This is a genomic window from Bradyrhizobium sp. MI1.7, assembly GCF_055811795.1.
This window is the reverse complement of the sequence record NZ_JBVVPO010000057.1, coordinates 1-10,474: the sequence shown is the minus strand read 5'-3', so window position 1 is coordinate 10,474 and position 10,474 is coordinate 1. Positions and strand designations below refer to the sequence as shown.

The 10,474-nt window shown below is 63.9% G+C and carries 9 protein-coding genes; 4 read left to right on the top strand and 5 right to left on the bottom strand.

Annotated elements, in window-relative coordinates; all coding sequences use genetic code 11:
* Positions 1–119: 119 nt before the first annotated feature.
* Positions 120–1,664 carry an acyl-CoA synthetase gene (locus AC0L3X_RS35360; protein WP_231144416.1) on the bottom strand — a complete coding sequence of 515 codons (1,545 nt, stop codon included), beginning with the start codon at positions 1,662–1,664 and terminating at the stop codon, positions 120–122.
* A 181-nt stretch (positions 1,665–1,845) separates the two neighbouring features.
* The gene (locus AC0L3X_RS35355; RefSeq protein WP_473317204.1) at positions 1,846–2,655 is read right to left on the bottom strand and encodes a crotonase/enoyl-CoA hydratase family protein; all 810 of its coding nucleotides are present in this window, start codon (positions 2,653–2,655) and stop codon (positions 1,846–1,848) included.
* Between the two features lie 105 nt (positions 2,656–2,760).
* Here AC0L3X_RS35355 and AC0L3X_RS35350 point away from each other — a divergent pair, with 105 nt between their 5' ends.
* Positions 2,761–3,633, top strand: a complete 873-nt coding sequence (locus tag AC0L3X_RS35350; RefSeq protein ID WP_063986558.1) for an SDR family oxidoreductase — start codon at positions 2,761–2,763, stop codon at positions 3,631–3,633.
* 79 nt (positions 3,634–3,712) lie between these two features.
* The gene (locus AC0L3X_RS35345) at positions 3,713–5,293 is read left to right on the top strand and encodes a fatty acid--CoA ligase (RefSeq protein ID WP_354141882.1); all 1,581 of its coding nucleotides are present in this window, start codon (positions 3,713–3,715) and stop codon (positions 5,291–5,293) included.
* A 130-nt stretch (positions 5,294–5,423) separates the two neighbouring features.
* Here the strand turns inward: AC0L3X_RS35345 and AC0L3X_RS35340 are convergent, their stop codons facing one another.
* The gene (locus tag AC0L3X_RS35340) at positions 5,424–6,698 is read right to left on the bottom strand and encodes an acyl-CoA dehydrogenase family protein (RefSeq protein WP_063984682.1); all 1,275 of its coding nucleotides are present in this window, start codon (positions 6,696–6,698) and stop codon (positions 5,424–5,426) included.
* A gap of 212 nt (positions 6,699–6,910) precedes the next feature.
* Between AC0L3X_RS35340 and AC0L3X_RS35335 the strand changes: the two genes are divergently transcribed.
* On the top strand, positions 6,911–7,690 hold the full coding sequence (locus AC0L3X_RS35335) for an enoyl-CoA hydratase-related protein (protein WP_166351187.1): 780 nt from the start codon (positions 6,911–6,913) through the stop codon (positions 7,688–7,690).
* Between the two features lie 182 nt (positions 7,691–7,872).
* On the opposite strand, the gene AC0L3X_RS35330 is transcribed toward AC0L3X_RS35335, so the two are convergent.
* Together AC0L3X_RS35330 and AC0L3X_RS35325 are read right to left on the bottom strand one after the other, a co-directional pair.
* Entirely contained in the window at positions 7,873–8,850 is a 978-nt protein-coding gene (locus AC0L3X_RS35330) for a Bug family tripartite tricarboxylate transporter substrate binding protein (protein WP_063981167.1), read from the bottom strand.
* Between the two features lie 90 nt (positions 8,851–8,940).
* Positions 8,941–9,876: a DMT family transporter gene (locus tag AC0L3X_RS35325; protein ID WP_063981168.1), complete on the bottom strand. Its 936-nt coding sequence runs from the start codon at positions 9,874–9,876 to the stop codon at positions 8,941–8,943.
* 105 nt (positions 9,877–9,981) lie between these two features.
* On the opposite strand from AC0L3X_RS35325, the gene AC0L3X_RS35320 reads away from it, so the two are divergent.
* Positions 9,982–10,371 carry a DUF1330 domain-containing protein gene (locus AC0L3X_RS35320; protein WP_187388043.1) on the top strand — a complete coding sequence of 130 codons (390 nt, stop codon included), beginning with the start codon at positions 9,982–9,984 and terminating at the stop codon, positions 10,369–10,371.
* Positions 10,372–10,474 lie beyond the last annotated feature (103 nt).

Below are 10,474 nucleotides of genomic sequence, written 5' to 3'. Positions count from 1 at the left end.
CGGGTCTTTATCTTTCGTCCCGGTGTCCGCCCCCCGTCGGGCCCCACGCCAACCCGGGGGTCTTTCTGACGCGAGCACCGCCCCGGATTGCGCTTCGCTCCATCCGGGCTACAAGGCTTTCAAATCTTCCGCCCCGCCTGCTCCCAATAGGGATCGCGCAGGCGGCGTTTGAAGATCTTTCCGGAGTCTTCGCGCGGCAGGCTCGTGCGAATCTCGATGTGCTTGGGCACCTTGTAGTCGGCGAGCGAGCCCTTGAGCCGGGTGCGGATATCGCCGGCATCGAGCGTGACACCCGGTTGCGGCTCGACCACCGCCATCAGCGCCTCGCCGAACTCGGCATCGGGGATGCCGAACACGGCGCAATCATGCACGCCGGGCACGGCATGCAGCACGGATTCGATCTCGGCCGGATAGATGTTGACGCCGCCTGAGATCACCATGTCGCGCTTGCGGTCGCAGATGAAGACGTAGCCGTCCTCGTCGATATAGCCGACATCGCCGGAGGTGATGAAACCGTCACGGTCGATCTCGGCGCGCTTCTCCGGCTTGTTGTGGTAGGTGAAGTCAGCCATTTCGGCCATGCGGGAATAGATCTCGCCGATTTCGCCCACGGGGAGCACGCTGCCGTCATCGCCGATGAAGCGCAGTTCGGCGCCGGGGGAAATCTTGCCGACGGTGCCGGGCTTTTTGAGCGCATCCTCAGAGGTCGCGAAGGTGACGGCGCTGGATTCAGTCGAGCCGTAGAATTCGTAGATCACCGGCCCCCACCATTCGATCATGGCGCGCTTGACGTCGGCCGGACATGGCGCGGCGGCATGGATGATGTGGCGCAGCGACGAGACATCGTATTTCTTGCGCACCGCCTCAGGCAGCTTCATCAGGCGGATGAACATGGTCGGCACCATGAAGATGGTGTCGATCTTGTACCGTTCGATCAGCTCAAGAAATTCTTCCGCCTCGAACCGCGGCATCAGCACCAGCGCGCCGCCGAGCTTGCCGGCGCGGATGCCGAACGAATTTGGCGCGGAGTGATAGAGCGGACCCGGCAGGATCGCGCGGGCGCCGGGCTTGAGCCCATAGATCATCGCACGCATGCGCTCGCCGGCCGCCGCCTGTTCCGGCGTCGGCGCATTGCGCCGCACGCCCTTTGGATGGCCGGTCGTGCCTGACGTGTAGATCATGTTCATGGGCTGCGGCACGACCGGGCCGTCATAGGGCTGGTGTTGCGCAAGCCAGGATTCGAAATCGATCGCGAAGTCCGGCGTCTTCAGGTGATCGGGGTCGATCTTGTAGTTGGACAGGATCTCCAGCGGGGTCGGCACGCTGAGCACGGTGACGCCTTTCGGGATGGCATCGCGCAGGGCGTGCAGCATGTCGGCATGCCCGATCAGCACGGACGTGCCGGTATCGCCAAGGATGTAGTTGATCTCCTCCGGCTTGAAGTGCCAGTTGATCGGCACGCCATAGGCCCCGAGCCGCATCGCAGCGTAGGCGGCTTCGAGGAAGGCGATGTCGTTGCGCATCAGCATGCAGACGCAATCGCCCTGCTTGACGCCGATTTTGGCGAGGCCGCTCGCGATGCGATCCGCGCGGTTGGCGACTTCGGCGTGGGTACGGCGGCGCTCGCCGGAGACGATGCCGAGGAATGGGGACGTTTCGCTCATTTGTTGCTTTTCCGATCTTTCGTCGGTTCAAAATTGTAGCCACACCCGCGATCGTCATTCCGGGATGCGCCGAAGGCGCAAGCTACGATGCGCAATTGCGCATCTGAGAATCCATACTCCCGATCGTGGTTATGGATTCCGGGCTCGATGCTACGCATCGCCCCGGAATGACGGGGAGTTACTAATCCACATACCTCGCCGCACGCTTCTCCAGATTGGAGCGCACCGCTTCGGTCTGGTTCGCACGACCGATCAGCTTCTGCTGCTCGATGGACTCGGCGAGCAGCGCCGGGCCGGGATCGACCGAGAGATTGTTGAGCAGGCGCTTTGCGGCGCGGATCGCATCGGGGCTCTTGCCGGCGATCTCGCGCGCGACTTCGAGAGCCGTGGCGCGAGGGTCGTCGCAGATGCGCGTCGCGAGGCCGTAGTTCATCGCCTCCTGTGCGGAGAAGATGCGGCCGGTGTAGGTGAGATCGCGCAGGATGTCGTCGCGCACGAGCGAGGCCAGGATCGGCGTGGCCGCCATGTCGGGCACGAGGCCCCATTTGATCTCCATCACCGACATCCGCGCATCCGGTGAGAGAAAGCGCATGTCGGCACCGAGCGAGAGCTGGAACCCACCGCCGAAAGCGACGCCGTGCACGGCCGCGATCACGGGAACCGGAAGCTGGCGCCAGCCCCACACCGCCTGTTGCGGAAAGTTCGCCTGGCCGTGCGTACGCGCCGTGAGGTCGCGATTTTCGCCACCCGGAATTCCGTTGCCGCCCTTCTCCTTCATGGCGGCAAAACGCCCCATGTCGAGACCGGCGCAGAAGGCGCGGCCTTCGCCCGAGAGCACGACGACACGCACGCCCTTTTCCTTCGAAAGCCGGTCGGTTGCGGCAACAAGGGCCTCGAACATCGCCTGATCGAGCGCATTCATCTTGTCCGCGCGCACTAGGCGCACGTCGGCGACGCCTTCCGAGATCGAGATCGAGACGCGTTCTTCCATGGATGAATTCTCCCCTGTTCTTGTTCAGTGCCGCTTTACAGGAAGCCGGCGGCCGGATTTAGTCAATCGACCAATTAACTGACAATGCCTGCGGAGGAAACAGCCATGTTCAAGGAAAATCTTCTGGCCGGCCGGAACATCCTTGTCACCGGTGGCGGCACCGGGCTCGGCAAGTCGATGGCGGCGCGCTTCCTCCAGCTTGGAGCAGAGGTGCACATCTGCGGCCGGCGCAAGATCGTGTGCGACGAGACCGCGACCGAGCTGATGGCTGAGTATGGTGGCCGCGTCACCAGCCACGGCGTCGACATCCGCAACGCGCTCGCGGTCGAAGAGATGATCGAGACCATCTTTCGTGACGCTCCCCTCACCGATCTCATCAACAACGCGGCCGGCAATTTCATCTCGCGCAGCGAAGAGCTCTCGCCCCGCGGCTTCGATGCCGTCGCCAACATCGTGATGCACGGCACGTTCTATGTGACCCATGCGGTCGGCAAGCGCTGGATCGCCTTGAAGCAGCCCGGCAATGTCGTTTCCATCACCACGACCTGGGTGCGCAACGGCTCGCCTTACGTGGTGCCGTCCGCGATGAGCAAGTCAGCGATCCACGCCATGACGATGTCGCTCGCGACCGAATGGGGCCGCTACGGCATCCGCCTCAACACCATCGCGCCGGGCGAGATCCCGACCGAGGGCATGAGCAAGCGCATCAAGCCCGGCGACGAAGCCGGCGCGCGCACCAAGGCCATGAACCCGATGGGCCGCGTCGGCACCATGGAGGAATTGCAGAACCTCGCGGTGTTCCTGATCTCCGGCGGCTGCGACTGGATCAGCGGCGAGACCATCGCCATGGACGGCGCGCAGGCGCTGGCGATGGGCGGCAATTTCTACCAGCTCCGCGACTGGAGCGACGACGACTGGAAAACCGCGCGCGAGAGCATCATGGCGCAGAACGAGAAGGACCGGGCCAAGCGGGGGTAGCTCGCTCTCTCCCGTATTGTCTTTGCCCGCGGATGACGCCACACTCCGCGACACAAAAACAAGATGCCACGGGAGAGACATGTCCACCACACAGCCATTGGCGAATCTCGCCGACATGGTGCGCGAGCGCGCGACCAGCCGCGGCAATGCCACCGCCTACGAGTTCGAGGGCCGCGTCACCAGCTTTGCCGAGTTCGACGTCAAGACCAACAAGGTCGCCAACGCATTGATCGCGATGGGCGTCAGACGCGGCGACCGCATCGCCTATCTCGGCAAGAACAGTGATCTCTATTTCGAGCTGCTGATGGGCGCGATGAAGGCCGGCGTGGTGATGGCGCCGGTGAACTGGCGCCTCGCCGGGCCCGAGGTCGCCTTCATTGTCGCCGATTGCAAGGCGCCGGTTCTGTTTGTGGGGCCAGAGTTCGTCACCCAGGTCCGCCAGATCAAGGACCAGTTGCCCAGCGTGCGCACTGTCATCACCACCGAAGGCGGCGCGCCGGAATGGCAGGATTTTGCAGCCTGGCGCGATGCGCAAAGCGGCGACGACCCGAAGGTGCCGATCGACACGAAGGACATCGCGATCCAGCTCTACACGTCGGGCACGACAGGCAAGCCGAAAGGCGCGATGCTGTCGCATGCGAACTTCCTCAACCTCGTGCAAACCGGCAATGCCGAGGACAAGCCGGAATGGAATCGGTGGTCCACCGACGACGTGTCGCTGGTGGCGATGCCGATTTTCCACATCGGCGGCTCCGGCTGGGGCGTGATGGGACTCTATCACGGCGCCCGCGGCGTGATCGCGCGCGAGTTCGATCCAACCAAGGTTCTGGATTTCTTCGAGCAGTCGGGCATCACAAAGCTGTTCATGGTGCCGGCGGCGATGCAGTTCGTGGTGCGGCAGCCGCGCGCGAGGACGGTCGATTTCTCGCGGCTGAAATACATGCTGTATGGCGCCTCGCCGATTCCGGCGGCGCTGCTGAAGGAATGCATCGAGATCTTCAAATGCGGCTTCGTGCAGATGTACGGCATGACCGAGACGACAGGCACCATCGTCGCGCTGCCGCCGGAGGACCACGTCGAGGGCCTCGAGCGGATGCGCTCGGCCGGCAAGGCGCTGCCGGGCGTCGAGATCGCGATCCTGGATGCGGACGGCAAGCCGCTGCCGCCGCGCGAGGTCGGCGAGATCGCGACGCGCTCAGGCTCCAACATGGCCGGCTATTGGAACCTGCCGGAGGCGACTGCGGCGACCCTGCGCGGCGATGGCTGGCTGCGCACGGGCGACGCCGGCTACATGGACGAGGACGGATACCTCTACATCCACGACCGCATCAAGGACATGATCATCTCCGGCGGCGAGAACATCTACCCCGCCGAGGTCGAGAGCGCGCTGTGCGATCATCCCGATGTCGCGGAAGCCGCCGTGATCGGCGTGCCCGACGACAAATGGGGCGAGGCCGTGAAGGCCGTCGTGGTGATGAAGCCCGGCAAGCAGGCGACCGCCACCGACATCATCAACTTCACCCGCGAACGCATTGCCGGGTTCAAGACGCCGAAGAGCGTGGAGTTTTTGCCGGCCCTGCCGAGGAACCCGTCAGGCAAGATTTTGCGGCGGCAGCTGCGCGAGCCTTATTGGGCGGGGAAGGATAGAAGGGTGAACTGACCGCTTGGTGCGGTACCGTAGGGTGGGCAAAGGCGCGAAGCGCCGTGCCCACCAATCTTCGTTTGCAACAAGAACGGTGGGCACGCTCCGCTTTGCCCACCCTACGGCAGCGATGCTTCGCAGCAACCGCTCAATGCTTCCCCGGCCCCATATACCCGAACAAGAACCCCGCCACCTTGCGCATCTGGATCTCCTCACTCCCCTCCGTGATGCGATAGCGGCGGTGGTGGCGGTAGATGTGCTCGAACGGCTTGTGGCGTGAATAGCCCATGCCGCCGTGGACTTGCATGGCGCGGTCGGCGGATTCGCAGCAGAGGCGGTTTGCCCAGTAGTTGCACATGGAGACGCGGTCGGAGAGCGTGCGCTCGATCTGCTCCTCGGTGAGCTTGTCCATCTCCCACGCCGTCTTGCGGATCAAAAGGCGCAGCATCTCGGCTTGCGTGGCGAGCTCGACGAGTGGGAACTGGATCGCCTGATTCTCGGCCAGCGCCCTGCCAAACGGCTTTCGCTCGCGCGCGTATTTCACACTCTCGTTGATGCAGTAGACGGCAGCACCGAGCGAGCTTGCCGCCTGGCGGATGCGGTTCTGGTGCACGAAGCACTGCGCCAGCGACAGGCCGCGGCCGACTTCGCCGAACAACGCATCCTCCGGCACGAACACGTCCGTAAAGCTGACGCGGGGATGGTCGGTTGGCATGTTGAAGGTCCACATGTATTCCTCGACCTTCACGCCATGGCTCTTGGCCGGAACCAGGAAGCAGGTGATGCCGCGGGCATCTCCGTCATTGCCCGAGGTGCGCGCGAACAGCGCGCAATGCGTGGCGACGTGCATGCCGGTCGTCCACATCTTCTCGCCGTTGATGATCCAGCCCTTGACGTTGTCGCGGGTCGCGGGCACCGCGCGCGTCTCCATGTGGGTGGCGTCCGAGCCGTGATGCGGCTCCGTCAATCCAAAGGTGATGCGGTACTTGCCCTTGATCGAGCCGTCGATCATCGCCTTCTGGTCGTCGCGGCCATAGCGATCGAGCATGGTGACAACAGGGAAATTGCCGACGATGGAGTGCTCGTTCTGGAGATCGTTGTGCAGGCCGAGACCCTTGGCGGCAAAGTGCTCGCGGATCACGGCCATCCAGAGGTTGGAGCCGTCCTTGCCGCCATATTGCTTCGGCACCGGAAAGCGCAGATGGCCGGCGGCGTCCGCCAGATCCTTGGCCTTGCGCAGCAGCGCTTCCCATTCATGGCGCGGCAGGCCGCCATTGTCGAAATCGGTGCGCGCCCATTCGCGGCGATGGTCGAAGAAGCGGATGTTGTCGTCGGCTTGTTCGAGCGGCTTGATCTCGCGTTCGATGAAGCGATCGAGCTCTCCGAGATAGGCGACGAGATCGGCAGGCAATGAGAAATCCACGGCTCTCTCCCGGATTGATTTTGTTGTTTTGCGTTAAGGCGCTACCGCGCTTTTTGCTTCGCACGATTAAGGTGAGAAGTGCGCGCGCAAGTCAAGCAAGGCAAGGCGTGTGACGGGCGCAAGGCGCGCCCGCGCAATTCGATGGTGTCGCGGCGCCGACGCGCGCTAGTATGTCCGCAATATTCCTTCACGAGAAAATGCGGGAGCGCGCGATGGATCTGAAATTCTCAAAAGTGGAACGCAAGGGGCCAATCACGATCATCACGCTGTCGCGGCCCGAGGTCTACAACGCGCTGCACATCGATGCGCATTTCGAGCTCAACAAGGTGTTCGACGACTTCTCCGCCGACCCCGAGCAGTGGGTCGCGGTCGTCACCGGCGCCGGCGACAAGGCGTTCTGCGCCGGCAACGATCTGAAATGGCAGGCGGCGGGCGGCAAGCGCGGCTGGGACAAGGGCGGCTTTGCCGGCCTCACCTCGCGATTCGACTGCGACAAGCCGATCATCGCCGCGGTCAACGGCGTCGCCATGGGCGGCGGCTTCGAGATCGCGCTCGCCTGCGACCTGATCATCGCGTCCGAGAACGCGACCTTCGCCCTGCCCGAGCCACGCGTCGGCCTCGCCGCACTCGCCGGCGGCCTCCATCGCCTGCCGCGCCAGATCGGGCTGAAGCGCGCCATGGGCATGATCCTCACCGCGCGCCATGTCAGCGCCAAGGAGGGCCACGAACTCGGCTTCGTCAACGAGGTGGTGCCGCAGGGCGAGGCGCTGTCGGGCGCGCTGCGCTGGGCGGAGATGATCACCAAGAACTCGCCGATGTCGATCCGGGCATCGAAGCAGACCATCCAGAAGGGCCTCGCCGTGTCACTGGAACAGGCGATCGAGGAGCAGCGCGAATATCCGGCGGTGAAGGCGATGGTGGCCTCGCAGGATTATATCGAGGGCCCAAAGGCATTCTCGGAGAAGCGGCCACCGAAATGGGTGGGGAAGTAGAGCGCCGCTCTCCTCGTCACGACGACGGATGCCCCAACACCACAGGTGTCATGCCCCGGCTTGACCGGGGCATCCAGTACGCCGCGGCTTCAACGTATCTCACTGCCGTCTCTGGAATACTGGATCGCCCGCCCCAGTGCGCAATTGCGCACAAGGCGGGCGATGACACCTTCCTAGACCCCCTACTGCTTCTCGATCTTCGCGTTCGTGATCAGCTTCTCCCACAGCACCAGCTGCTCGTTCACGAACGTGCCGAGCTGCTCCGGCGTGCCGGAGAAGGCGTCCATGCCGAGCGTGGCGAGCTGGGCCTTGATCTCCGGCTTCTCGACGATCTTCCTGATCTCGGCGTTAAGTCTGGTCACGATCTCCTTGGGCATGCCGGCGGGGCCGAAATAGCCCTGCCACGACGAGATGTCGAAATCCGGCACGCCGGCCTCCTGCATCGAGGGCAGGTTCGGCACCAGCGGCGAGCGGTCCTTGGTGGTGACGGCGAGCGCGCGCAGCGCGTTGCCGTTGACGTGCGGCAGGCCGGTCAGGATGTCGACGAACATCATCGAGACGCGGCCGCCCATGACGTCGTTGAGCGCCGGCGGCGAGCTCTTGTAGGGCACGTGCAGGAGGTCGAGCCCGGCATTGTGCGCAAAGGTCGCACCCGACACGATCGCCGAGGACGAGCCCGACGCGTAGCTCAGCTTGCCCGGATTGGCCTTGCCGTAGGCGACGAGCTCGCCGACGGTCTTGGCCGGCACCTCCGGGTGAATCACCAGCATGAAGGGCAGGTCGCCGGTCCGCGCGATCGGGGTGAAATCCTTGACGGGATCGTAGGTCAGGCTCTTGAGCAGGTAGGGATTGGCCGAATGCGTGGTGTTGGTCGTCACCAGCAGCGTGTAGCCGTCGGGGGCGGCGCGCGCCACATAGGTCGCGGCGATCATGCCGTTGGCGCCCGCCTTGTTCTCGATCACGATGCCGACGCCGAGTGCCTGCGACAAATGCTGCGAGATCAGCCGCGTCGTGGTGTCGGTGCCGCTGCCGGCCGCGAACGGCAGCACCAGCGTGATGTTGCGGCTCGGATAATTGTCGGCCTGCGCGGCGGATGCGGCGGCGAGACAAAGTGCGGCTGCGCCGGCTGTGCGCAGAGCGCGGATCAGTGATGACAGCATGTCTGGACGTTCCCTCTTTTTCGTTGGCGGGGAACCTAGCTTCTCTTCGCAAAAATCGGAAGACGGGAGTTTGCTGCCCACCTCGCGGAATTATTTCACCGCAGAACCCTGGCGAGAGGCGAACACGACGCCGGCGAGCACGAGCGTATAGCCGATCAAATGAAACGGCTGGAGTTTTTCGCCGAGCAGGACGATCGCCATCGCCGAGCCGAACACCGGGACCAGATGGAAGAACGGCGCGGCGCGGTTGGGGCCGATCAGCGCCACGCCGCGGTTGAAGAAGAGATAGGCCAGCGTCGAGGGAAAGATCAGGATGTAACCCAGCGTCGCCAGCGTCACCCCGTCGAGTTGCAGGACACGGCCGCTTAGGGCTTCCCAGATCGCGGCGGGCAGCAACATCGTCGCGCCGCAAAAGGTGGTGAAGGAGAGAAACGAGAGCTGGTGGATCTTCGGCCGTCGCGGGATGAAGGCGGAGTAGAGCCCGAACGCCACGAGCGAAGAGGCGAACATGATGTCGCCCCTGTTGAAGCTGATGCTCGCGAGCGCGGCGAGATCGCCGCGCAGGATGATGATCAACACGCCGAGAAGCGAGATCGCGATGCCGGCGAGCTGCGCGCCCGTCAGCCGCACGCCGAACAGCACCAGCGACCACAGCGCCACGAACAGCGGTCCGGCCGACTGGATCAGCAGCGCGTTCAGCGCCTCCGTGTATTGCATCGCCCAGTACGAGATCGCGTTGTTGAAGGCAAAGCCGACCAGCGACAGGAACAGCATCAGCGGCAGGCTCTTGCGCAAATTCGGCCAGTCGCGCTTCAGATGCGGCCATGAGAACGGCAGCAGGATCAGGAACACGCCGAACCAGCGGATGGTGGTCACCGTCAGCGGCGGCACATGCGCGCCGACATGGCGCGCGAGCACGATGTTGCCGGCCCAGAACAGCGAGCTCAGGCTGAGCAGCAGGTAAGGCTGGTTGTTGAGCCAACTGGCCGGATTCGAGGCCTTTGGCGCGGGCGAAACAATCGTCATTGGCGTTGGATGCGACCTTGCGCCGGATTCTTGTTGTGACACAAGTCTCGCGGCCGCAAGGCTACAATGCAGGCATGGCTTGAGGAGGTGTCATTGGCGGTTAATATGTTGAACATCGAGGGCCTGGAGCGGCTCGATGCAAATGCACCGGTGGTGATGCTGAACCTGATGCGTTTTCACGCGCACTCGCGCGATGGCGACGGTTCGGGCTGGGACGCATATCTTCGTTACAGCGCGATCACGGTGCCCATGATCAGGGCACGCGGCGGCACGCTGCTGTGGACCGGCGAAGCCAAGGCGGTCGCGCTCGGCCCGCAAGATGGCGACGACTGGGATTTCGTTGCGCTGGTCTATTACCCAACGGTTGCGGCTTTCATCGACATGATGACGTCGGAGGCTTACGAGACGCAGGCCGACCCGCATCGCGTCAACGGCTGCGCCGAGCACGTGATCATCGCGACGAACGAAGCGTACAGCAAGTTCAGGACGAAGTAGCGCTGTCGCGCGGCACGCTCTTCTCCTCTCCCCTTGTGGGAGAAGGTGGCGCGAAGCGCCGGATGAGGGGTTGCTTCCGCAGACTCAAATCGAGAGGCGGACT

Excerpts from the sequence above, each read along its gene's own strand:
- AC0L3X_RS35350 (WP_063986558.1), top strand. The coding sequence starts at position 2,761 with ATGTTCAAGGAAAATCTTCTGGCCGGCCGGAACATCCTTGTCACCGGT.
- AC0L3X_RS35345 (WP_354141882.1), top strand. The coding sequence starts at position 3,713 with ATGTCCACCACACAGCCATTGGCGAATCTCGCCGACATGGTGCGCGAG.
- AC0L3X_RS35325 (WP_063981168.1), bottom strand. The coding sequence starts at position 9,876 with ATGACGATTGTTTCGCCCGCGCCAAAGGCCTCGAATCCGGCCAGTTGG.
- AC0L3X_RS35330 (WP_063981167.1), bottom strand. The coding sequence starts at position 8,850 with ATGCTGTCATCACTGATCCGCGCTCTGCGCACAGCCGGCGCAGCCGCA.
- AC0L3X_RS35360 (WP_231144416.1), bottom strand. The coding sequence starts at position 1,664 with ATGAGCGAAACGTCCCCATTCCTCGGCATCGTCTCCGGCGAGCGCCGC.
- AC0L3X_RS35355 (WP_473317204.1), bottom strand. The coding sequence starts at position 2,655 with ATGGAAGAACGCGTCTCGATCTCGATCTCGGAAGGCGTCGCCGACGTG.
- AC0L3X_RS35320 (WP_187388043.1), top strand. The coding sequence starts at position 9,982 with ATGTTGAACATCGAGGGCCTGGAGCGGCTCGATGCAAATGCACCGGTG.
- AC0L3X_RS35335 (WP_166351187.1), top strand. The coding sequence starts at position 6,911 with ATGGATCTGAAATTCTCAAAAGTGGAACGCAAGGGGCCAATCACGATC.